Origin of the sequence: Bradyrhizobium sp. HKCCYLRH2060, from assembly GCF_051168135.1 — a bacterium.
In the GTDB taxonomy this organism is placed as follows: Bacteria; Pseudomonadota; Alphaproteobacteria; order Rhizobiales; family Xanthobacteraceae; genus Bradyrhizobium.
The window spans coordinates 59,053-82,190 of the sequence record NZ_JBNPUK010000013.1; the positions used below are offsets into that span (position 1 = coordinate 59,053).

Annotated in this window: 19 protein-coding genes; 13 read left to right on the forward strand and 6 right to left on the reverse strand. The window is 67.1% G+C overall.

Going from position 1 to position 23,138, the window contains the following annotated elements; genetic code table 11:
* Window positions 1-2 precede the first annotated feature (2 nt).
* Window positions 3-1,232 carry an APC family permease gene (locus ACQR10_RS23850; RefSeq protein ID WP_315805671.1) on the reverse strand — a complete coding sequence of 410 codons (1,230 nt, stop codon included), beginning with the start codon at window positions 1,230-1,232 and terminating at the stop codon, window positions 3-5.
* Between the two features lie 846 nt (window positions 1,233-2,078).
* Between ACQR10_RS23850 and ACQR10_RS23855 the strand changes: the two genes are divergently transcribed.
* From ACQR10_RS23855 to ACQR10_RS23870, 4 genes are all read left to right on the forward strand, one after another.
* Complete coding sequence (locus tag ACQR10_RS23855) at window positions 2,079-3,062, forward strand: phosphotransferase enzyme family protein (RefSeq protein WP_316217994.1); 984 nt, start codon at window positions 2,079-2,081, stop codon at window positions 3,060-3,062.
* A 479-nt stretch (window positions 3,063-3,541) separates the two neighbouring features.
* On the forward strand, window positions 3,542-4,681 hold the full coding sequence (locus ACQR10_RS23860) for an RNA ligase RtcB family protein (protein WP_316217995.1): 1,140 nt from the start codon (window positions 3,542-3,544) through the stop codon (window positions 4,679-4,681).
* Window positions 4,678-5,301 carry a peptide chain release factor H gene (gene prfH / locus ACQR10_RS23865; RefSeq protein ID WP_315805668.1) on the forward strand — a complete coding sequence of 208 codons (624 nt, stop codon included), beginning with the start codon at window positions 4,678-4,680 and terminating at the stop codon, window positions 5,299-5,301. The genes ACQR10_RS23860 and prfH overlap by 4 nt, the downstream gene beginning before the upstream one ends.
* A 171-nt stretch (window positions 5,302-5,472) precedes the next feature.
* Entirely contained in the window at window positions 5,473-6,732 is a 1,260-nt protein-coding gene (locus ACQR10_RS23870; protein ID WP_316217996.1) for an Hsp70 family protein, read from the forward strand.
* Between the two features lie 19 nt (window positions 6,733-6,751).
* On the opposite strand, the gene ACQR10_RS23875 is transcribed toward ACQR10_RS23870, so the two are convergent.
* Together ACQR10_RS23875 and ACQR10_RS23880 are read right to left on the reverse strand one after the other, a co-directional pair.
* Window positions 6,752-8,317 (reverse strand): hypothetical protein, encoded by a 1,566-nt coding sequence (locus ACQR10_RS23875; RefSeq protein WP_315804538.1) that lies wholly within the window; start codon window positions 8,315-8,317, stop codon window positions 6,752-6,754.
* A 245-nt stretch (window positions 8,318-8,562) separates the two neighbouring features.
* Window positions 8,563-10,077, reverse strand: a complete 1,515-nt coding sequence (locus tag ACQR10_RS23880) for a hypothetical protein (RefSeq protein ID WP_316217997.1) — start codon at window positions 10,075-10,077, stop codon at window positions 8,563-8,565.
* Window positions 10,078-10,402: 325 nt separating this feature from the next.
* Here ACQR10_RS23880 and ACQR10_RS23885 point away from each other — a divergent pair, with 325 nt between their 5' ends.
* A complete protein-coding gene (locus tag ACQR10_RS23885; RefSeq protein WP_316217998.1) occupies window positions 10,403-10,975 on the forward strand; it encodes a GNAT family N-acetyltransferase in 573 nt (190 codons plus the stop codon).
* An 11-nt stretch (window positions 10,976-10,986) separates the two neighbouring features.
* On the opposite strand, the gene ACQR10_RS23890 is transcribed toward ACQR10_RS23885, so the two are convergent.
* Complete coding sequence (locus tag ACQR10_RS23890; protein WP_316217999.1) at window positions 10,987-12,036, reverse strand: alpha/beta fold hydrolase; 1,050 nt, start codon at window positions 12,034-12,036, stop codon at window positions 10,987-10,989.
* A 146-nt stretch (window positions 12,037-12,182) separates the two neighbouring features.
* Here ACQR10_RS23890 and ACQR10_RS23895 point away from each other — a divergent pair, with 146 nt between their 5' ends.
* Together ACQR10_RS23895 and ACQR10_RS23900 are read left to right on the forward strand one after the other, a co-directional pair.
* Window positions 12,183-13,730: a winged helix-turn-helix domain-containing protein gene (locus ACQR10_RS23895; RefSeq protein WP_316218000.1), complete on the forward strand. Its 1,548-nt coding sequence runs from the start codon at window positions 12,183-12,185 to the stop codon at window positions 13,728-13,730.
* A gap of 160 nt (window positions 13,731-13,890) precedes the next feature.
* Window positions 13,891-14,061, forward strand: a complete 171-nt coding sequence (locus ACQR10_RS23900) for a Flp family type IVb pilin (protein WP_315736183.1) — start codon at window positions 13,891-13,893, stop codon at window positions 14,059-14,061.
* Window positions 14,062-14,199: 138 nt separating this feature from the next.
* Here the strand turns inward: ACQR10_RS23900 and ACQR10_RS23905 are convergent, their stop codons facing one another.
* Window positions 14,200-14,604: a four-helix bundle copper-binding protein gene (locus ACQR10_RS23905; RefSeq protein WP_315804543.1), complete on the reverse strand. Its 405-nt coding sequence runs from the start codon at window positions 14,602-14,604 to the stop codon at window positions 14,200-14,202.
* Between the two features lie 355 nt (window positions 14,605-14,959).
* Between ACQR10_RS23905 and ACQR10_RS23910 the strand changes: the two genes are divergently transcribed.
* From ACQR10_RS23910 to ACQR10_RS23935, 6 genes are all read left to right on the forward strand, one after another.
* Window positions 14,960-16,477, forward strand: coding sequence for an AMP-binding protein (locus ACQR10_RS23910; RefSeq protein ID WP_316181216.1), 1,518 nt, complete (start codon window positions 14,960-14,962; stop codon window positions 16,475-16,477).
* 69 nt (window positions 16,478-16,546) lie between these two features.
* The gene (locus ACQR10_RS23915; protein WP_315804545.1) at window positions 16,547-17,992 is read left to right on the forward strand and encodes an FAD-binding oxidoreductase; all 1,446 of its coding nucleotides are present in this window, start codon (window positions 16,547-16,549) and stop codon (window positions 17,990-17,992) included.
* A complete protein-coding gene (locus tag ACQR10_RS23920; protein WP_315804546.1) occupies window positions 17,989-18,432 on the forward strand; it encodes a DUF4383 domain-containing protein in 444 nt (147 codons plus the stop codon). The genes ACQR10_RS23915 and ACQR10_RS23920 overlap by 4 nt, the downstream gene beginning before the upstream one ends.
* Window positions 18,429-19,532: a hypothetical protein gene (locus ACQR10_RS23925; protein ID WP_316181214.1), complete on the forward strand. Its 1,104-nt coding sequence runs from the start codon at window positions 18,429-18,431 to the stop codon at window positions 19,530-19,532. The genes ACQR10_RS23920 and ACQR10_RS23925 overlap by 4 nt, the downstream gene beginning before the upstream one ends.
* Window positions 19,516-19,821, forward strand: a complete 306-nt coding sequence (locus ACQR10_RS23930) for a hypothetical protein (protein WP_315804548.1) — start codon at window positions 19,516-19,518, stop codon at window positions 19,819-19,821. Before ACQR10_RS23925 ends, ACQR10_RS23930 begins: the two co-directional genes overlap by 17 nt.
* A 158-nt stretch (window positions 19,822-19,979) precedes the next feature.
* Window positions 19,980-20,951: a S1C family serine protease gene (locus ACQR10_RS23935; protein ID WP_315804549.1), complete on the forward strand. Its 972-nt coding sequence runs from the start codon at window positions 19,980-19,982 to the stop codon at window positions 20,949-20,951.
* 19 nt (window positions 20,952-20,970) lie between these two features.
* Here ACQR10_RS23935 and ACQR10_RS23940 read toward each other — a convergent pair whose 3' ends face one another.
* Window positions 20,971-22,902: a calcium-binding protein gene (locus tag ACQR10_RS23940; RefSeq protein WP_316181213.1), complete on the reverse strand. Its 1,932-nt coding sequence runs from the start codon at window positions 22,900-22,902 to the stop codon at window positions 20,971-20,973.
* Window positions 22,903-23,138: the final 236 nt, after the last annotated feature.

Consider the following 23,138-nt stretch of genomic DNA (forward strand, 5'->3'; position numbering starts at 1 on the left):
GTTCACGGCGCGACGAATGCGCTGACGATCATCAGCAGACATGTGATGAGACCGAGTGCGGGAATCCATAGCGGCACCCTGACATGGGGAGCATCCGACCCGATGCGCCGGATGCGAATCCGGAGCAGGCACAGATTGACGATGGCAAAGATCGTCAGCGTCGCGAGCGAGGTGCCTTCCGCCAGCCGCTCCAGCGGGAAGGCCAGCGCCAGGATCGCGACCGCCAGCATGACGAGGCCGGTTGCGATCAGCGGCGTTCCGGTGCGGGGATCGACCCGGCCGGCGATGCGCGGCAGGTCGCCCTGCCCCGCCATGCCGTAGACGACGCGGGCCGTCATCGTCATCTGGGCGAGAATGGTGTTGAGCGTGGACACGATCGCGATCGCATTGAAGGTGGCCGGACTGATGCCGGCGACGGCATTGAACACCAGGCTGAGCGGCGCCGGCGAGGCCGACAGCACGGCCGGCGGCACCGCGGTCACCGCGATCGCGGCAATCAGCACATACAGCGCCGAGGTGATCAGCAGCGTCAGCGCCATCGCCCAGGGAATGTTGCGCTGCGGGCGCTTGGCCTCTTCCACGACGTTGGCGAGGTCCTCGAAGCCGACGAAGGCGAAGAACGCCAGCAGGCCGGCGAAGGTAATGCCGGAGAGAACGCCGAGCTCGAGCGGCGGCGGGATCAGCAAGGCCGGGCCGAACGCGACGCCGGAGTGGACGGCCGAGACGATGATCCACAGCAGGCCGCCGGTCTCGATCAGGGTCAGCAGTCCGGCGAGCATCACCGATTCGAGAATGCCCCAGGACGCCACCATGCCGAGCACGACCACGATCGCCATCGCGATCAACGGCGTCGGCAGGTCGATGAGCTGCCGGATGTAGCCGGCGCCGCCGAGCGTCACCGCCGCCGCCGCAATGATGCCGGTGGCGAGCCGCAGCGTGCCGACCGCGGTCGACAACAGCCGCGACTTGAAGGCCGCGCGGACATAGGCGGCCTCGCCGGCGCTCACGGGATAGCGGGTCGCAAGCTCGGCATAGGAGGCGGCGGTGAACGTCATCACGAACGCCGCCAGCGCAAACGCCCAGGAGGAATGGATGCCGGCATGGCCGGCGACCGCGCCGATCAGGACGTAGATGCCGGCTCCGACGGTCACGCCCGTGCCGTAGAGCACGAGCAACGGCAGTCCGAGGCGACGCCGCAAGCCGGACGCAGGCACGATTGGATCTTGCGGCACCACGAATTCCATTCCTGATCACGACGAACAACAGAGTTGTAGGGGCTTAGGGGAGCAGGCGCGAGCCCTGTTGATCTCGGTCAACCGGGACCTGCGCAAGATCCGCTCGGCTGCGGCATTCGACCGCCTGTCAGCGCAACGCGGGTCGCCGACGCACCGGCGCCCAGTCGCGTTCGTGCTACATGCGTCTGCCGAGACACGCGTCTGCGCTCTCGCGGCGCAATCCGCCCGAGCCGTGCTGATAGAACTCCCTCTCTGCAATCGAGAGGGTGCAGGGAAGACCGAGCCTCGGCTGAGGCCCGTGGCCCCCGTGCGGAGAAAATGCACGGGGCAGGAACCACAGGTACAGCCGGATCGACCCGGCCTTCCCCGCGCGATGGTTTTCACGGCTGCTCCGCGCTCTCCCCGGGGACCGGCTTGTTTGCCCCCGTCATCCGCACGACACGTCATGTCGCAGCAGACTTGACGCCAGCGTCGGGGCGCCAGGACCACACGGCTTGACCGTCCGTCACGGCGTCAGTCGTCTGCGCGCGAACGCGCCCGACATCGCAACGGCCACCACTCCCCACCCCAGCGTATCGTGACGACGCGTACGCCCCTCTGCATGAGGCGGGATGGCGATAGATGACCACAAATTCCGAAAACAAGAAACAAGAATCTTATTCGTCGAGGCTCTGGACAATGTCGGCCGATTGCGCGCGAAACATTGACTGATTTGGCCGGCGGGCAGCCCCGCACGACCTGAATACGCCTGAGCGACTCCATCACACGCGCGTTCGCCGCCTTCCACCGCGAGCCGCAGCGGCTTAGGATGCCACAACATCGCATCATTCCGGAACAGGCACTGTGCCCGAATTCGAGCCGCTCTACACGACAACCAGCGCCGAGAGCATCGGACGCTTCGTGGCCCATCACTACGTGCTATCAGAGCCGCTCGCGTGCCGAATGGTGAATCGCGGTTTCAACGACGTCTATCTTGTCACGACCGCGAGCGGCGACCGCTACGTCTTTCGGCTGTCGCATCACCGCGCCCGAGGCGCGGCCGATGTCCGCACCGAAACCGACTTTCTCGCGCATCTGGCGCGCTGCGGCGTGCCCGTAGCCGCGGCCGTTCCGGCGCGCGACGGCAACCTGTTCGTGCGCGGCGAGGCGGCGGAAGGCCGACGGGAAGGCGTGCTGTTTCCCGCAATCGATGGACGAATGCCGGACGTCGCCTCGCAATCCGATGCTCACGCCAACGGCGTCACGCTTGCGAGAGTCCACGATGCGGCGATGTCTTATCAGCCGGAAGCGCCGCTCTACCGGCTGGACCTCGACCATCTGTTGCACCGGCCGCTCGCGCGCGTTGAGAATCTCTGTCGCACCATCGGATCCGACGACGGCGGCTTTCTTCAGGAGGTCTGTGCGCGAACAGCCGCCGGAATCGAGGCGATGCAAGGCCTGGCGTGGACGCATTGTCACGGCGACTGCCATGGCTTCAATGCGCGTATCGGCGCCGCTGGCGAGGCCGTCTTCTTCGATTTCGACGATAGCGGCCGCGGCTATCTGGCCTATGACCTGGCTGTGTTCCTGTGGGCCAAGCTGTCGTTCGGTCGGCGCTTTCACGCGGCGTGGCATGCTTTCGTCGACGGCTATCGATCGGTCCGCCCGATCTCGGCGGCGGATTTCGAGGCCGCGCATGCCTTCGTGATCGTCAGGCACATCTGGCTGATGGGCGAACAGGCCAGCCGCTCGCGCGAGTGGGGCAGCGAGCCGGTCCGCTGGATCACGCAGCAGCGTGAATTCCTTGAAGGCTGGGAGGCGCAGCAGCTGGGGGCACGCCTTATATGAGCTTGACCGACGGCAGCATGGGAGACTTTGAACCATGACTGATACGATCGTTCGGGTACGCCGGCTCGGCATCATCGGCTGCGTGGCGGACATGTCGCTTAGGTCGCAGCGCTTCCGTCGCATGGGGTGCTCCCGGTAATCGATCCGCCACCGTCCTTCGACAAGGTCATCATCGACGCATCGATTTCCTGACGTTGTTCTGATCGCTGCGGCGGTTGCCGTGTCGCGTCCGCCACAGCCAGCAGATCAACTCATCAGACGCATTGTCAAACCACGAACGATGTGATTAGTACGCCACCGGCGTCGAGCATTCCGCTCCGCCGATTGGAGAAAGACGATGACTGCGATCATCCGTTGCTCCGCCAGGAGCCGCCGGGCCTGATCCTCGCGTGAGGCGAGGTGTGGCGCGGCCTGCGTGCGCCTTCGCGCGCGCTGATCATCCCTGACCATATCTCCCTGTCTGTCTCCAAGGTACTCCCATGGGCATTTCCCATCGCGTGGACGGCCGTGCGCCGATTCACGGTTACTACTCGTCCAGCTCCTGGATCGAGGGCGCCGCCGTGCGCCAGCTCGAAACGGTGGCTGCCATCTCCGGCGTGCGTGCCGTCGCCGGCATGCCGGACCTGCATCCCGGCAAGTTCGGCCCGGTCGGCTGCGCCATTCTCGCCGACCATATCCACCCGGCCTTCGTCGGCTCCGACGCGGGCTGCGGCATGGCGCTGTTCGCGCTCGACCTCGCGTCGCGCCGCATCCGCGTCGACAAGGCGGCCGACCGGCTGCGCGACGTCGCCACACCCTATGACGGCGACATCGCAAGCGAGCTCGCGAGATGTGAGCTGGCACCGTCCGACTTCGATGCCTCGCTCGGCACGATCGGCGGCGGCAATCATTTCTGCGAGCTGCAGGCGGTCGAGGAGGTGTTCGATCCGTGCTGCGGCATCGATCGCGACCGCGCGCAACTGCTGGTGCATTCGGGCTCGCGCGGCCTCGGCCACGCGCTGCTCGAACGGCACGTCGCGGACGGGCTGAAGCCGCTCGCCCCCGACAGCGAAGCCGGTCAGGCCTATCTGGCCGCGCATGACCACGCGCTGCGCTGGGCGTCGTTGAACCGCCAGGTGATCGCTCGCCGGGCGGCAGCGGCCTTGCGCTGTGAGGCCGATCCGGTCTGCGCGTGCTCGCACAATTGCATCGAGCACCGCGCAGACGGCGTGCTGCACCGGAAAGGCGCGGCGCCGTCCGACCAGGGGCTCGTCGTCGTGCCGGGCTCGCGCGGCGCGCTATCCTATCTGGTCGCGCCGCTCGCGTCAGCGCCAAACGAGGCGTTGTGGTCGATCGCCCATGGCGCCGGTCGCAAGTTCGACCGGTCATCGATGATCGGCCGTGTCGGCGCCACGCGATCGGATCGCGAGCGTCTCGCGCGCAATCCGTTCGGCGGCCGCGTGATCTGCGAGGACCGCGCGCTGCTCGCCGAGGAGGCGCCGGAGGCCTACAAGCCGATCGCCGGCGTGATCGCCGATCTCGAAGCATTCGGGCTCGCGCGCGTCGTCGCCAGCTTCCGCCCGCTGGTGACGGTGAAGAAGATCGCCGTCGAGCGGCCGCGCAAGGAGGACCGGCGATGAGACGGCTGCTCCTCACGGCGGGGCGCGGTCCCGCAGAATGCCGGCTCGCGGTGGCGCATGCGCTTCAGCGGCTCGCCGACGAGGCCGAGGCGGCGGACTGCGCATGCGCGATCGCGCGAGAGCAGACCGACCGGCATGGGCCGGCCAGCGCGATTGTCGTGCTGGACGGGCCGGCGGCGTCTGACCTCGCGCGGCGCTGGACGCAGGGCTCGCTGCTCTGGGTGTGCCGCAGTCCGCTGCGGCCGCATCACGGCCGCAAGAACTGGTTCGTCGGCATCGTCGATCTGCCCCTGTCGGAGCGGCTGGCGGCGTTGGCGGCCACCGACGTCCGGTTCGAAAGCTTTCGTGCCGGCGGGCCCGGCGGCCAGCACCAGAACAAGACCGAGAGCGCGGTGCGCGCGGTTCACGTGCCGACGGGGCTGGTCGCGATCGCGCGCGACGGCCGCTCGCAGCATCGCAATAAGGCGCTGGCGCTCGCGCGTCTCGCTGCACTGCTGGACGGCCGCGCGCGCCTGGCGGACGCCGGCGAGGCGCGCCTCATCCACGCGGCGCATGACAGCGTCGAACGTGGCGCAGCCGGGCTGCGCTTCGAGGGACCGGCGTTCAGGCCGGCGGGATGATCACCGGACAGCCGGGGGCGTGAGAGCCCCCGACTGCACCTTCGACAGGCAGGGATGCACAGTCATCTCTCCGCCAGACGACCGCCATGCGCGCCGCTCCGCATATTGGCGGATGACATCGCGCCGCCGAACGGCTAAGCGGACCGCCCCCCGGACGGAAACGAGACGAGCATGGCGGCAGCGGCCCATTGTGGCATCGACTTCGGCACTTCGAACACCACCGTCGGCCTCAGCGATCATGCCTCAGCCCAGCTCATCCCCCTGGAGGGCGAGCAGCGGACCTTGCCGAGCGCGATGTTCTTCGATTTCGAGGATCACGGCATCCAGTTCGGGCGCAACGCGATCGAGCGCTATCTGACCGGCCACGACGGCCGCTTCATGCGCGCGCTGAAGAGCATCCTCGGCACCGCGCTGATTCACGAGAAGACCTATATCCGGCAGAAGGCGGTGCCGTTTGCCGGCATCCTCGGCTTCTTCTTCGCGCATCTGAAGACGCAGATCGAGAAGAGGCTCGGCAGGGAGATCAACCAGGTCGTGCTCGGCCGTCCCGTCCGCTTCGTCGACAAGGATGATGCGGCCGACGCGGAAGCGCAGAGCGCGCTGGAGGGAATCGCGCGCGACCAGGGTTTCAAACACATCGCGTTCCAATATGAGCCGATCGCCGCCGCGCTCGACTACGAGCAGCAGGTCGCGCACGAAGAGCTGGTGCTGATCGTCGACATCGGCGGCGGCACCTCGGATTTCTCGATCGTGCGCGTCTCGCCTGAGCGGCGCAGCAAGGCGCATCGCGAGGACGACATCCTCGCCAATGGCGGCATCCATATCGGCGGCACCGATTTCGACCGGCTGCTCAGTCTGAAGAGCGTGATGCCGCATCTCGGCTATGGCAGCCTGACCGCCGACGGCAAGCGCAATTTGCCGACGCTGTACTACCACGAGCTCGCCACTTGGCACCGCATCAACCAGCTCTACAAGAGAGGCGTGATCGGCGAGCTGCGCCAGATCCGCTACGAGGCCGAGCGGCGCGATCTGGTCGACCGCTTCATCAAGGTGGTGGAGGAGCATCGCGGCCATACGCTCGCGATCGGTGTCGAGCAGGCCAAGATCGCGCTAACCGCGGCGAAGTCGCTGACCTCGGTGCTGTCGGAGAAGGACGACTGGGCGCGCATCAAGTTCACGCGCAAGGATTTCGACCGCGCCATCGCCGATTCCGTCGAGCGCGTCGTCGGCACGGTGACGAAGCTGCTCGACGATGCCGGCGTCGAGGCCGCTGCCATCAACACCATCTTCCTCACCGGCGGCTCGAGCATGGTGCCGGCGCTGCGTCAGGCGATCCTGGCGCTGTTTCCGGCGGCGCGCATCGCCGAGACCGACTTGCTCGGCAGCGTCGGCATCGGGCTCGCGCTCGACGCGCGGCGCAAGTTCGGCTGACGCCAATTTCAGGAATGGCTCATTCGGGGGAGACCGTCGCGGCCGCCCGCGCCGGCTTCTTCGGTGCGTTCTGAAGCTGGGCGCGCGGCGCCGGGCGCGGCGCCGCCGATGTCGGGACGACGGCACGGACAGCGGCGGGCTTCGCGCGCACCGGACGGGCATCAGCCGCGCCGGTCCGCCCGGGATCGCCGCTGCGGATGATGCCCCAGGGTCCCGAATCCGCCCGAGGCGGCAGCGAATAGCCTGGCACGGTGCGACTCGTCCGCCGGGTCCGAGTCTGTTCTGCGCGCACCGGCGGTGCCGGGGCCTCGCCGACCGCGGGAGCTGCGACTGCGAGGGGCGCGGCGTCAATCGCAATGACCTCGGCCTTGGTGACGGCGGCGGGGGCCGGATCGAGGTCCACGGCAGGCCCGACCGGCGCCGGCGAGCCTGCGTCCGGAACGGCGTCCACGATCTGCCTTTCAGGTTGGACCGCAGCAGAAGGAGTGTCGGCCGGATCCGGCTCGTACAGGACCACGCCGGCCGTCTCGTCGGCCAGCCCGTGAAAAACATGGCTCGGCAGCAGAAACCCCGCCGCCGTCACGGCGACGGCCAGGCTTCGGCCAAGCGCGAGCTTCGTGGATGGGGGAACGGACATCGCGCCACCCGTCCGCCAAGCCAGGTCGACGCCGGCCACCGCAATGAAGGCTGCAAGACCGAGACTGCCGCCGACCAGAGGCAGAACCGTCGAAGCCTGGACCAGAACCACGGTGAGCGTCAGCGCGGCCACGATCGGCTGCAACCGGCCTGACAGCCGCTGCGGCGAAGACATCCCGAGAAAACATCCGGCATAATAGGCATCGACGAGACAGCGTTCGTCGGACCAGAGCCCTCGCATGACCGCCATTCCGGCAAACGCCAGCGTGGCCGAGACGAAGGTGCGGGCTGCCCGCCCCGACTCTGCGACGTGCGGAAGCCGTTGCATGACCATGGTCAGGAACGTCCCGGCGAGACAGGCCGCAAGGATCGCGAGCGAGCCACCGAGCTCCTGGTCGAATTGATTCAGATGCCCCAGACGGAGCGATCCGCCTTGTCCGGCGAGCCACGGCCCGAGCGTGACGAACAGCAGCGATCCGATCGCAGCCAACACGCCGAGCCGACCACCATAGCCCTGCAACAGCACGACGCGCCGCCGGGTTTCGATCGCAGTGAAGATGCAGAACAGCAGGCCGCAGGATATCGACAGCAGATAGAGCGATGCCTCCTGTGGCAATCCGGTACGAGCGACGCTTTCGCTGAGCTGTCCGATCGGAGTCATGCCGCTGAAGCTGCCGCCATAGACCGAGGACGAAAACGTGGTCGCGGCGAGGTTGTCCGGAGACGCGACGACCAGGCCTGCGCACAGCACGACCGTCACCGCCGCCGAGGCGAGCGCGGGCGACAGGCCCAGCGCATTCAGATGCAGCGTGGCAAGACAACCGAGAAAGGCGCCGGCGAAGGCCACGACAAGCGCAACAGGGAGATCAGAACGCCGCGGCTGAGGACGCGGCTGGAACAGGACCGGCAGGCCCGTCCGGTATGGCGCACCATCAAAGGCCTGCTGCATCTGCGAACCGCCCCCAAATGTGGATCGGCTCGGCCCTCACCTCCTCCTGACGCCGAACGACAGCCGCGATGCGGGCGAAAGACCCCACGTCGTTTGCGTCCTGACGTACGAGCAGAAGACAAGAGCCGGACGGGCCTGCATCATCCGCTAAGCACCGCTGTGTGCACGATGCAGTGAAAACATGGCAAAACGCGTGCGGAGGTATGGCCGAGTCGGGTTATGGCCGCAAAAATGCTCGCGGCCCGTCAGGGGCCCGCCAACGTCGACGGATCAGGTCGCCACTCCGGCACGGGCTGCTGCACCTCATGGCGGGCCATGAGGTGCTGTCGGGTCGTCGCGTGCGGCACCACCCGTGTCTGTTGGCGCTTCAGCCGCGCAGCCAGGACGCCCGCCGGCCGACCATCGCGACCGATCCGCCGGGACGGCTCTGCAGACGCGGGCGACGCGGACTCCTGGGCCGGCTCACGCGAGGGCCGCAGGGCGAGCGGATTGGCGCCCTCCGGATTCAGGATCTGAAGCGGCAGATCCGGCGCTGTGTCAGCGGCCGAGGCCGGCTCGCCGAACGCCGCGCCATCGCGCCGATCCTCGTCGTGTAAGGGCATCGTGGTCCGCACCGGCGCGGCGGCTTTGTCCGCGTTCACGAACGGACCGTTGGGCTCCGCCACCGGCGGCTGAAACATCAGCTCGCTGGCGAGCAGCACCGCGAAAATGGCGAGTGTGGCGACGAGTCCCCGCGTCCAGGCGAGGACGGTCTGCCACGGCGATTCCCCTGCCTCGACGAACAGACGAACCGCAGCATCCACGAAGATGACCGAGACGAAGGCGATGTATCCGAGGCTGCCGCCGACGCTCGGCAGGATGGGACCGGTGAGGATCAACAGGCCCGTCAGCAGCACCGCCGCAGCCATCGCCTGCGGCAGGCTGCGCAGCCGCCGCGACGACGACATGCCGACGAAGCAACCGGCAGAATAGGCGTCGAGATCAGGGGCCCCGCTGGGCAGAAGCTGCAGCGCCACGAGGCCGGCAAAGGCCACCGACGCCGCAACGAAGATGCGTACCGCGCGGCGCGACCCTGCCACGGGCGCCCAGCGCAGCGCGGCCATCGTCGCCAGCATGCCGACCGCGCACAACGCGAAGGTGAGCGCGGTGCTGCCGAGCCCCTGCTCCAGCACGCCGCGGCGCGCGATCGGAAACAGCTCGCCCTCGGTGCCGAGCAGCGGCGCGAGACCGACGAACAGGAACGAAGCGACCGCCGCCAGCGCGCCCAGTCGTCCGCCATAGCCGCGCGCGAGCCCGCCACGCAGCCACATGTCGAGCGCACAGCCCAGACAGAACGCCAGTCCACAGAACAGCGAGAGCAGCACGAAGGCGGCGTCGAGCGGCAGGCCGGCGCGAATGACGCTTGCGTTCAACAGCGCCACCGGAGTCATGCCGACGAAGCTGCCGCCATAGGCCGACGAGAAGAACGTGCTCGGCACCAGATCCGCGGTCCGTGTCAGGATCAGCGAGGCGCACAGCAGCAAAGCCGCCGCCGCCGAGGCAATCAGCGGCGACAGCCCGGTTGCACTCAGATGCAGGGTCATCAGACAGCCGAGGAACGCGGCGATGAACGACGCCAGCGGCGGGCAGCCGAGCTGGAACAGCTCCGAGCCGTAGAACGGAACGGCACGGCCGAGCTGCCGATCGCGCCATGTGCGTGGATCGAAGCTCTGCTCCGCCTGCAGACGACGTAACTGACGATCCGCCGCTTTGCGCTTCATGTCCACGACACCCCGAATCGCGCCCGCCCAAGATCTGCGTGATGATCTCGCGGCAGACGAATGGTTGACGTTCGGGCGCAACCCTGAGCCCGAGCCGGCACAGTTTCCTGCGACGGTTGTACGCACGCTGCAGTCGCGCAGGTTGCGTGTGCCCGAATTCATGCACTGCAATGCAACGTTGTGGAAGTATCGGGCTCCAGCACGGGCGTGAAAGTTCCTGGCAACCTTAATGGCGACGCCCGATGCGCATTATCAGTGACATGCGGGTCGGGCGGCGGAGCAACCCCGGCTTGCGGACGAGCTTGGTAAACGACAACATGGCGTCATGCTCACGCCCACGTTGCAGACCGCCCGTCTGATCCTGCGGCCGCTGTCGCTCGCCGATGCGCCGGCGATCCAGCGTGGGTTCGACAACTGGAACGTCATCCGCAACCTCGCAGCCGTCGTTCCGTGGCCCTATCCTCCCGACGGCGCCGAGACCTTCGTGAGGCTGCAGCTCGACAGGATCGCGGCCGGCGAGGAGCTGTATCAATGGGTGCTGGCGCTGCGCGACGGTGACGGCGAGGCCATCGGCAACATTCACTTCCGGCCGCGCATGGAATCGACGAAGGGCCATCGCGGCTTCTGGCTCGCCGAGCCCTATTGGAATCGCGGGCTGATGAGCGAGGCGGTCGCCGCCGTGAACGACTTCGCCTTCGGTCCGCTCGGCCTCGATCAGTTCACCGTCTGCAACGTCGCGAGCAACATCGCGTCACGGCGGGTCAAGCAGAAGACGGGCGCCGAGTTCGTCGACTTCATCGAGGTCGCGCACCACAATGGCGAGACCCGCTCCGAGCAATGGATCGTGCGGCGCGAGACGTGGCTGCAACGCCAAGAAAAGCAACGCGCTCCCGCCTGAGATCGTCGGCGCTACGCGCTCGCCGTCACGTCAAGCACCGCCTGCGCAAACGCCTGCGGCGCCTCCTGCGGCAGGTTGTGGCCGATGCCGCCAGTGATCAGCCGGTGTTCGTAGCGGCCGGTGAACTTCCTGGCATAGGCTTCTGGCGCCGGATGCGGCGCGCCGTTGGCATCGCCCTCCATCGTGATGGTGGGGACGCCGATGTCAGGAAAGGTCGCGAGCTTCGCCTCCAACGCATCGTATTTCGCCTCGCCCTGCGCGAGGCCGAGCCGCCAGCGATAATTGTGCACGACGATGTCGACGTGATCGGGATTATCGAAGGCGGCGGCGCTGCGCGCGAACGTGGCGTCGTCGAACGTCCATTTCGGCGAGGCCGTCTGCCAGATCAGCCTGGCGAAGTCGCGCCGGTTCTTGTCGTAGCCCTCGCGGCCGCGCTCGGTCGCGAAGTAGAACTGATACCACCATTGCAGCTCGGCGGCCGGCGGCAGCGGCATGCGGCCGGCCTGCTGGCTGCCGATCAGATAGCCGCTGACCGAGACCATCGCCTTGCACCGCTCCGGCCACAGCGCCGCGATGATGTTGGCGGTGCGCGCGCCCCAGTCGTAGCCGGCGAGGGTTGCGATCCTGATCGCAAGCGCGTCCATCAGCGCGACGATGTCGGCGGCGACGGCGACCGGCTGGCCGCTGCGCAACGCGGACGGCGACAGCAGCCGCGTCGTGCCGTAGCCGCGCAGATGCGGAATGATCACGCGATGGCCGAACGCGGCCAGCGCCGGCGCGACGTCGGCGAAGCTGTGGATGTCGTACGGCCAGCCGTGCAGCAGGATGATTACGGGCCCATCGGCTGGACCTGTCTCGACATAGCCGATGCTGACCTGGCCGGCCGTGACCTGCTTGATCGGTCCGAGCGACGTCCCCGCCCCCGGGCGGATCTCCGGCAGCTTCGACGCCGACTTGAAGCCCTGCGCCTGCCCAGCGCTGGAGCCGAGTTGAAGGGCCGCAACGGCGGTTCCGGCAAGGGTGAGGAAGCAGCGGCGGCTGGGGCGAAGAACGGTCGGCATGGCGGAGGCTCCTGGTTCCGATGTGCCGTTGTTGTGCGCCTTGCGCCCGCGCGGCGCTTGGAGGAGGCATTGATTTTTCCTTGAGGCCGGCTTGATTTTGCTGATCGCGTGACGCGAAGGTGAAGCCGGCGGCCAGGACGGTGCATGTGGTATATTGCTTCGACGATTTCGTGCTCGATCCCGACCGCCGCGAGCTGCGCCGCGGCGGCGGCCTGGTCGCGATGGAACCGCAGGTGTTCGACCTGCTCGCGTTCCTGATCAAGACGCGGGACCGCGTTGTCAGCCGAGACGACATCCTCGCCGAGGTGTGGGGCGGCCGCATCGTCTCCGAGGCGACGCTGGCGAGCCGCATCAGCGCGGCGCGGAGCGCGATCGGCGACAGCGGCGAGGCGCAGCGCCTCATCCGCACCATTCCTCGCAAGGGTGTCCGCTTCGTCGGCGAGGTCCGTGAGCAGGCCGAAGCGGTGCAGACGCCGGCGGTGTCGGCCCCGCCCGCGTTCGACGGCCCCGCCATCGCCGTGCTGCCGTTCACCAACATGAGCGGCGATCCGGAGCAGGACTATTTCGCCGATGGCATGGCCGAGGACATCATCACCGCGCTGTCCCGCTGCAGCGGCCTCGCCGTGATCGCCCGCAACTCCTCCTTCATATACAAGGGCAAGGCCGTCGATATTCGGGCGGTCGGACGCGAGCTCGGCGTCGGCTACGTTCTCGAAGGCAGCGTGCGCCGCGCAGGGTCCCGCCTGCGCATCAACGGGCAGCTGATCGATGCGGCGTCCGGCGCGCATCTATGGGCGGAGCGCTTCGACGGTCAGCTGGACGACGTGTTCGCGCTGCAGGACCGCATCACCGAAAGCATCGTGGCCGCGATCGAACCGACGCTCGAACTGGCGGAAGGCGAGCGGCGGCGGGCGACGCCGCCGCTGCATCCCGACGCCTACGACCTGCTGCTGCGCGCCGCCAGCCTGCGTGACGCCTTCACGCCCGACAGCCTCGCTGCGGCGATCGTCTGTCTGGACCAGGCGTTGGCGATCGATCCCGCCTGCGCACCCGCGATGGCGGCTTGGGCCTATTGCCAGGCGCTGCGCCACTTCCAGGGCTGGAGCGCGCCGGACGAGAACTATCGCACGGCTGCCGTGGCGCGGGCGTGGCAGGCGTGCGAGCATGCGCCCAGTGACGCGCAGGTGCTGTGGATGGCGGCCTTCGCGATCTGGAACATGGCCGAGGACATCGCCCCGGCACGAGAGCTGTTCCGCCGCTCGCTTGTGATCAACCCGAACTCGGCGATGGCGCTGACCTTGAGCGGTTGGATCGAGATCATGGCCGGACACACGGCTGCGGGACGCGCGATGATCGAACGGGCGCGGCGGCTGAACCCGCGCGATCCGCGGGGATGGTTCGCAGCCGGAGCGCTGGCGATCTGCGCGGTGGCGGAGGACGATCGCGCTGCCGCCATTCAATGGGCGGAGATCGCGCTGGCGCAGAACCGGCGTTTCGCCGTCGCGCTTCGCGTCCTGATCGTCGCCCTGGTCAGGAACGGAGAGATGGCGCGCGCCGGCGACGTCGCCCGTCAGCTTCTGAGCCTCGAAACGCATCTCACGGTGTCCGAGTTCCTCGAACGGATCCCATTTCCGGCCGGGACGCTCGCCACAACCTATGCGGAGGCGCTGCGCGCAGCCGGTGTGCCGCCATGATCCCGTTCGCGTGTAGTGGACCATGTTGCAACTGGAATTTTCGACATGAACGGCACAGCTGCGAAACTTGGCTCGACCTCGTTCATACTACCTTAGGTTCCATTCCGTAGTTTCGCGGACATCGTCCGGCGGTCCTGTCGTTGGACGGCGGAGGGAATTAATGAGGAAATTGCTTCTCAAATTTTACGAGGATGAATCGGGCGCAACCGCGATCGAGTACGGCCTGATTGCGGCCGGCATCGCCCTTGCGATCATCACCATACTCAACAAGCTCGGACTCACCCTGGAAGGCATCTTCACGACCCTGACCACGAAGCTGAACGGCGGCTGACCGATCGATTGTCTGCGATGGCGTTCTCAGGACTGGAGCAATCCGGTCGCCATGGTCGGACTGGCCGGGCCTCGCGCCCGGCCTTTGTCTTTTTAATGGGCCTCCATTCTTCGATGGAGCAGCGCCGCAACCGGCCTCTCAGTGCGTCGTGCTGCGTCCCGCCTCCTCGCAGGCGTTCATGCAGCGACGGCAGGACTCGGCGCAGATCCGGCAATGGGCATGCATCTTGGCGTGCTTCTCGCACTCCTCGGCACATCGCCGGCAAGCCGCCGCGCAGGCCTCGAGCATGCGACTGATCATCTCCTGGTCGGAGCCCGTACGCCGCGTGGCAAGCCGGCCGGTGACGTTGCAGACGTCGGCGCAATCGAGATTGAGCCGGATGCATTGCGTCAGCCTGGCGACGCTGTCCTCGCCGAGACAGGCGTCGGCGCAGGAGGTGCAGATCTGTGCGCAGGAGTAGCACTCCTCGATGCAGCGGACGAGTGCATCGTCGACTCGGCCGCGGACGTGCGGGTGGGTTTCGATCATCTGTTGAGCGTGCATGGGAGCTCCTGTCCGTTGGACCCCGCGAGCGACAATGAAGATCGGCTGCAAAGGTTCTTATCGCCGCGCCGTTCGGTGCGATGCCTGACCTGTTCCCCGTGGCGCGACCTCGACCGCCTTACGATCCGCGTGACGGAATTATCAGTCCACCTGCGTCACGGCTTCCAGCCTTTCACTCCTGCCTCATGGGTATCAGCGCCATTTCGCAGAACTGCCATCCGAAACCTGGCGCCGCGCGCGTATGGACGACCCGGTTCGGTTGAGGCACAACACCTCTCGTCACTGACGTCGGCGGCCCGAGCCGCAGACCAAGAACGGGCGCCCGAGCGAGGCGGCCGACGATGTGGAGGAATGGATGCTGATTCCGATGGCCGACGTGCCGCGCTGGTATGCGGAGCGCAAACCCAGGGATAGCGTCGCGGTCCGGCACGGCACCGATACGCTGACCTGGGAGCAGCTCGAGCGCCGCGCCAATGCGCGTGCGCGCGCCTTCGCGGCCAAGGGCGTGAAGCCCGGCGACTTCGTCGCGATCGGCCTGCCCAACGGCAATGCGCTGTTCGAGACCAGCTTCGCGGTGTGGAAATGCGGCGCGACGCCGACGTCGCTGTCGTGGCGGCTGCCGCGCGGCGAGGCCGCCGCGGTGCTCGAGATCCTCAATCCGTCGCTGGTCGTCGGGGGCGAGGCCGACTGGAATGCACCGAACGCGCTGCCGGCCGATTTCATGCCCGACGGCTTTTCCGACGCGCCGCTCACCGCGCCGGTGTCGCGCTATTGGAAAGCGATGACCTCGGGCGGCTCGACCGGACGGCCGAAGGTGATCCTCGATCACCAGCCGGCGGTAACCGACACCGCCGCCGAGCCGCCGCTCGGAATCCCCAGGGGCGCATCGCTGCTCAATCCCGGACCGCTCTATCACAACGCGCCGTTCATCGTGTCGCACTACGCGCTGTTCGCCGGCGGCAGCCTGAGCGGGATGGTGAAGTTCGATGCCGAGGAGACGCTGCGGCTGATCCAGGCGCAGCGCATCCAGTGGGTCAACTTCGTTCCGACGATGATGCACCGGATCTGGGCGCTGCCGGAGGCGGTCCGCAACAGCTACGATGTGTCGAGCCTGAAGATGGTGTTCCACATGGCCGCGCCGATGCCGCCATGGCTCAAGGAAAAATGGATCGAGTGGCTCGGGCCCGAGCGCGTCTACGAGCTCTATGGCGGCACCGAGCGCCAGGGTCGCACCGTCATCTCCGGCACCGAATGGCTTGAGCACAAGGGCTCGGTCGGCAAGATCGACGAGTCCTGCAAACTGCGCATCCTCGATCCCCAAGGCAACGACGTGCCGCCGGGCGAGAGCGGCGAGATCTACTTCCTGCCGGCCGATGGCGCCGGCAGCACCTATCACTACCTCGGCGCCGAGCCGAAGCGGCGCGCCGACGGCTGGGAGTCGCTCGGCGACATCGGCCGGCTCGATGCCGACGGCTACCTCTATCTCGGCGACCGCCTCGCCGACATGATCCTGCGCGGCGGCGCCAACATCTATCCGGCCGAGGTCGAGGCGGCGCTGATGGCGCATCCCGACATCCGCTCCTGCGTCGTGGTCGGCCTGCCCGACCCGGAACTCGGCCAGCGCGTGCATGCGATCGTCGAGATCGACCGGGCCAGGAACGCACAGGCTATTGTCGACGGCATGAGCGCGTTCCTCGCCGACCGGCTGAGCCGCTACAAGCACCCGGAGAGCTACGAGCTGGTCGACACCATGCTGCGCGACGATTCCGGCAAGGTGCGCCGCACCCTGCTGCGCGACGAGCGCGCGGAATGGATCAAGGATGGCCGCGACTTCCGTCTCGCACCCACCCGGGCACGACCGGCCGCAGACTGACCGCACGGAAATTTTTCGAACGTTTACGATGCCGGCGTAGACTCCGTCAGGGGAAGGAGAGTCCGCGCCATGATGTCGAGACGACGGTTTCTGGGCGCCGCAGCCACGGCCGCGGCGCTGCCCCTGGCGCGGATGCCGCGGGCGCGGGCCGAGCTGCGCACCATCCTCAACGACGCCAGCCGGCTCAACCCGACGCCGGTTGCGAAGCATGTGGTGATCCGCAAGCCCGCCACCGACGATCTGATCGCGCGGCTGCGCGCCGAGCTGAAGGAGGCTGCGGCCGCGAAACGTCCGGTGACCGCGGCCGTGGCCCGGCATTCGATGGGCGGCCAGAGCCTGCCGCGCGACGGCACGGCAATCACGCTCGACGGCGGCGCGATCGAGCTCGACACGGCGGCAAAGACCTATCGGACCGCGGCCGGCAACCGCTGGTGGGACGTGATCGCCGCGCTCGATCCCAAGGGCTTCTCGCCGGCCGTGATGCAGTCGAACAGCGATTTCGGCGTCGGCAGCACGTTCTGCGTCAATGCCCATGGCTGGCCGGTGCCGTACGGCCCGTTCGGCTCGACGGTGAAATCGATCCGCATGCTGCTCGCCGACGGCACCTTGGTGCAGTGCTCGCGCACGGAGAATGCCGAGTTGTTCGGGCTCGCGATGGGCGGCTATGGCCTGTTCGGCCTCATCGTCGATCTCGAGGTCGAGATGGTGCCGAACCTGCTGCTCGAGCCGCGCTTCGAGCGCATGGCGCCGGAGAAATTCGCCGAGCAGTTCACACGCAACATCGATGGCGACGCCAATGTGAAGATGGCCTATGGACGGATGTCAGTGTCGCGCAAGGCGTTCTTCGACGACGCCCTGCTCGTCACCTTCCGCCCCGCCCCCGATGCTCCGGCGACCCTGCCCGCGGCCGTGAGCTCCGGCAAGCTCACCGGCGTCGCCAACACGATCTATCGCGCCCAGACCGGATGGGAGGTCGCCAAGGGCCTGCGCTGGTTCATGGAGACCCGGCTCGGCCCCGCCATCTCCGACAGCCGCTACACCCGCAACTCGCTGATGGCCGAGCCGGTCGCCAATCTGGCGCAGAAGGACATGCACCGCACCGACATCCTGCACGAATATTTCGTGGCGCCGGAGCGGTTCGGCGAGTTCCTCACCGCCTGCCGCGAGATCATTCCCAAAGCGCGCGCCGAATTCCTCAACGTCACCCTGCGCTACGTCGCCGAGGACAAGACACCCGCGCTCACGATCGCGCCGGTGCGCCGGATCGCAGCCGTCATGTCGTTCTCGCAGGCGACCTCGCCCGAAGGCGAGATCGACATGCTGCGGACGACCGAAGCGCTGATCGACCGCATCACCGCGATTGGCGGCGCGTTCTATCTGCCCTATCGTCTGCATGCCCGCCGCGACCAGGTCGAGAAGGCCTATCCGGCGGCCGCGCGTTTCGTCGCCGCCAAGCGGCAGTATGATCCGAACCTCCTGTTCCGCAACGCGATGTGGGACGCCTATTTCGCATGAATACATCAGCAGCAGACGGCTTCGCATTGGACCGCTATCGCATCGCCGCGCTCGCGCTCGCCGTGGCGCTGCTATTCGCGGCCGCGACCGACTACATCCCTGCCTTCATCGATGCGCAGGGCCGCGTGTTCGGCCTGTTCCAGCTCGACATCTACAAGGATGCGCTGCATGTCGTCTCCGGCCTGTGGGCGCTGGCGGCGATGCTGACCCGCCGCAGCGCGGTGTTCTTCCTGCGCGTGTTCGGCTCGCTGTATTTCCTGGACGGCGTGATGGGCGTCTTCACCGGCTCGGGCTATCTCGACCTCTCGATCGTCATCGACGGCATCCGCGACACCTCGTGGCTGGTGAAGGTCCTCTCCAGCCTGCCGCATCTCGCGCTCGGCGCGATCGGCATCGCGGTCGGCTGGTCGCCGTGGCGTAGACAGGCTGCCGTCGCATGAGCCTGCGTCGCAAAGCGCTGTATCTTCTCGGCGTCGTCTTGGCAGCCACGGCGATAGGCATTGCCACCACCGTGATCAGCGTCGAGACGGTCTGCGTGGCCGACGTCCCGACCCCGGTGGTGAACTCCGACTTCGGCATCACCGATCCCGCCTATGCGAGGTCGCAGGGTGACAGCTTCCTGACCTTTCCTGAATGGTACATCGTCCACGCCTATGCCGACCTCGCTGCGGTGACCGGGCAGGCCTCGGAGTCCGACTTCCACTATCTATCGAGCGTCTCCGGCTTCTGGCGCAGCCTGTGCCGGGCCACGCGCCAGGCGGCCGGCTCCGGTCCCGCCACCTCGGAGCAGAAGCTGACGAACTACATCATCGGCTTCAGCTTCACCGCCGAGATGGCGTTGCAGGGCGCTTACGAGAAGAGCATCGGGGCGATCAGCTGGGAGACCACGGACGGCGTCAAGACGGCAGAGGACGTCTTCAACCTCGCTCTGCTGAAGGATTACGCGGCATTCCTGTATCAGACCCCCTGGTATCGCTATCCCTTCGTCGCCAAGCTCGATCAGTTCTGGCGCGAGACGCCCTTCGTGCCGTCGTTCCGCGCCGTGGAGCGGCGCGTCTCGCTCAGCCTGCAATATGCCGGGCGCGCCGCCTATGCGGCCGTCATCGGCTATGCGGCGGGCTACGATCCGGCCGTGCTGGCCATCCAGAGCGTCGTCACCGGCCTGCCTGCCGCCGAGCTTGCAGTCATGCCGGGCGTGAAGGTGATCCGTGAGGTCACGGACGCCAAAGGCATGAAGGGCGTGCTGGTGGAGACCGAGCGCTACGCCAAGTTCGATGCTTTCGCCAAGGAGCTCGGCCGTCATGACGGTGCCGGGCTCGGCGAGGTCGCGGGCAACCATCGCATCCTGGTCACGATCATGGTGCCGCCGGGCGACGGACGGCTGGCAGCTTTCGATGGGCTGCCTATATTCAGCGTCCCGATCCAGTCGCGTCCCGGTGCCCGCCGCATCGGCGTCGACGTACCGGTGCGGTCATTGGTTCAGGACATCGGCCGTTTCGAAGCCGCGGGATATACGTTCGAGCATGCCTACGACTATTGACCGGCCTCCCCCGTCCCGCGCCCTTCCCTTGAAGGGCGTGCTGGCCGTTGCCCTCGCCTGGTTTGCGGGCATGGCTGCCATGGCCCTGGTGATCAAGCCGGATGCGGTGGTCGTGTTCGGCCCGTCCGACCGTATGATCTCGGCGATCGTCGCCTCCGATGGAGCCTTGCTCGATGCCGGACGTTTCCACATCGCGGCCAGAACCGGAGCCTCGACTGTCGGCAGCCTGTATGCTGCCGGCGCGTGGCTGGTCTGGCCCCTGATCGGCAGGGGCTGCGGCCGCGGGTAGTCGGCACGGGCAGTTCCTCCCAGCGCCGGCGCGGGGCCCGCGGAACTGGCGCAGCCGCCCAAAGATGTTAAGCTCGCGTTCACGCTGTGGCCGTCACGCGACACGAAGCAGAAGCTTGGTCGATACATCCGGGCGTATCGACAGAGCAGGAGAACGAAATGCCTTCTTTGACCGAATGGAAAGTGCCCTCCGCCTTCCAGCCTCGCGCCGAAGACTATCAATACGATCTTGATCAAGCCCTGTCCTCGATCGTGGGCCTGCATGCCATCATTCCGTCCGACGCCTTCAGCGCGGAAACGCTCGGGACCGAGCGTGCCGGCAATGCCGTCGTCATCGACGACGGGCTGGTGCTGACCATCGGCTACCTGATCACCGAGGCCGAATCCGTCTGGCTGCACCCCAATGACGGACGCGTGGTCGAGGGCCATGTGCTCGGCTTCGACTTCACCACCGGCTTCGGGCTGGTGCAGGCGCTCGGGTCGCTCGACCTGCCCGCGCTGCCGCTCGGCTCGTCGGCGGCAACCAAGGTCGGCGATCACGTCGTGCTCGGCGGCGCCGGCGGACGGACGCGATCGGTCGCGAGCCAGATCATCGCCAAGCAGGAATTCGCCGGCTATTGGGAATATCTGCTGGACGAGGCGATCTTCACCCACCCCGCCCACCCGAATTGGGGCGGCACCGGCCTGCTCTCGGCCAAGGGCGAGCTGATCGGCATCGGGTCGCTCCAGCTGGAGCGCGAGCGCGACAGCAAGGACGAGCACGTCAACATGGTCGTGCCGATCGATCTGCTGAAGCCGATCATCGATGATCTCAGGCGCTTCGGTCGCGTCAACAAGCCGGCACGCCCCTGGCTCGGCATGTACGCGACCGAGGTCGACGATCGCGTCGTCGTGATCGGCGTCTCCGACAATGGCCCGGCCGCCCGCGCCGAGCTGAAGGCGGGCGACGTGATCCTCGGCATCAACGGCGACAAGGTGACGAGCCAGAGCGAGTTCTATCGCAAGCTCTGGGCGCTCGGCGCAGCCGGCGTCGACGTGCCGCTAACGGTGCACCATGAGGGCGTCACCTTCGACGTCACCATCGCCTCGACCGACCGCGCCAAGCTGCTCAAGGCGCCGCGGCTGCACTGAGGCGGCCGCGGGCCTGCGTTCACGCGTTGACGTGCCAGGCCGCGGCGATCTGGTCGTGCAGTTGCGCATCCGTCGGCAACTGTGATGCTACCGTGGGATCGAAGGCCGGATGCGCCTGGGCGTAGGTCGCCATCGCCTGCACGAGCTGCGACACCTGGGTATCGATCTCGAGACCGCCGGCCTTGATCTCCTGCAGCTGATAGGAGCCGCCCAGGAACCAGTCGGCGACGGTGACCTGCTGATGGGTGCCGAGAATGTCGATCTCGAGATCGTTGCCCGATTTGACGAACCAGAAATTGTCGGCCGTGTAGGCCGTTCCGAAATCGAGCGTGCCGGTCGGCTTCGGCAGCGAGGCGACGCCGTTGATGATGACGTCGTTGCCGTCGCCGGGCGCATAGACGTAGGTGGCGCCGACGCCGCCGACCAGGATGTTGTCGCCGGCCCCGCCCTTGAGCACGTCGCTGCCGCCGCCGCCGATCAGCAGGTCGTCATTGGCGGTACCCGCCAGCGTGTCGTTGCCGCCGCCGGCGATCAGCAGCGCACCGTCGGAGGCGGCAATGATCGCGCCGGGCACCGGATCGACCGCGACCGAGGTCGCGGCATCGCTCAGCGCCGCGCTGAGCCAGTCGAGATTGTCGGTCTTGCCGCCCCACAGCACGCCGATCGCCATGTCGAGAAGGTTGGCGTCATCGCCCTCGAAGCTCGCAACCGCATCGATCAGCGCGAGCTTGCCGAGGATGTCCACCGTAGATCCGGTGTCGGTGTGCGACCACAGGTCGGACGACAGATCCGCAACCAGCAGGTTGTTGGCCGTATCCTGATAGAAAATGCCGTGCTCATGGCCGATCACGCCGGGCGTCGCCGTGACCTCGTCGTGGTTCTGCGCCAGCAGCGCCGAATATTCCACCACGATCTCGGCCAGCGCCTTCTCGACCCCGCCGTTCTTCAGGTAGGTCGCCGCGGTGTCGGCGCTGACGCTGTTGCCGAGCACGCCGCCGCCATTGAACAGGGCCTGAACGGCGCTGTTGCCGTAGCCGCTCGCATCGGTGACGGTCGAATAGGCGATCATGTCCTTCATCTTGTCGGACGGCGCGCCTTCGCCGCTCACACCGGCCGCGGGAATGCCGACCGCCGAAGCAATCGCGTCATTCTCCAGCGGCGCCAGCAGCACAGCCGCCGCCTTCTTCCAATCCTGGGCACCGTTGTCGCTCGCCCACTGCATCATCGTCAGCAGCGCGATCGAGTGCAGGCTGACCGGATCCAGACCGAGATCTGTGCCCGCGCCGAGCACGGTCTTCTGCTCGGACGAGATGCCGATCGCAGCATCGGCGATGGCGAGCGCGCCGGCGACCGGTCCGAGCTGCAGCAGCGCCAGCGGCGCTTCCAGCACCGGCGCCGCTGCCCGCACATATTGCAGGATCTCGCCGGAAAGGGAGACCATGTGAATGTCGGAATAGCGGTCGACCGGGTGCGACGTCAGCGCGCCCCAGAAGCCGTGCAACTGGTCGTAGCGGACTTCCGCCGCGAATTCGAACGGCATCGCGTCATACGCATAGGCCACCTTGTCGTTGAGCGCCGCGATGTAGCCGGCAAGTCCGCCACCGAGCGAATGTCCGGTCAATGAGACGTTCGATGTCGCCCATGTCTTGTAGTAGGACTCCGCATCCGGGAACTGCGTCGGCCAGCCAGCCAGACCGGCGCCGCCGAGCCACGACGGCACGTCGGCGAGACTGTCGGTGCCGCGAAACGAAATGATCCGTGTCGATGGATCGCCCGCGAGCTGATAGGTCGCGGCCTCGAAATTGTCGGCGGTCGACGTCACGCTCGCCGCCACCAGCTCATAGCTCCCGATACGGTTGAAATTGACCACGAGCGTCGGGTTGACGCCTCTGTTGTAGACGTCCATGGCGAGCACCGCGTTGATCAACGCGGCCGACGGCGACTTGGTCATGATGCGAATCCCCCCTCGGCAACCGATCGGCAGTTTTGACCCAGGGCGGTGATCCATGAGGAACCCTCCGCTGCGCCGTCGGCTCTCACCAAGTGCGACATCGCGCCCGAATTTTGTCAATCAACTATCGTCTGCGCGTGTATTCGCGCGCGACTCACCTGCCACGCGCGACGGCAACGTCCGCACCATGTTGACTTGCGGGAGCCGCATCGCGAGATTGCGGCTTCGCGGAGCGA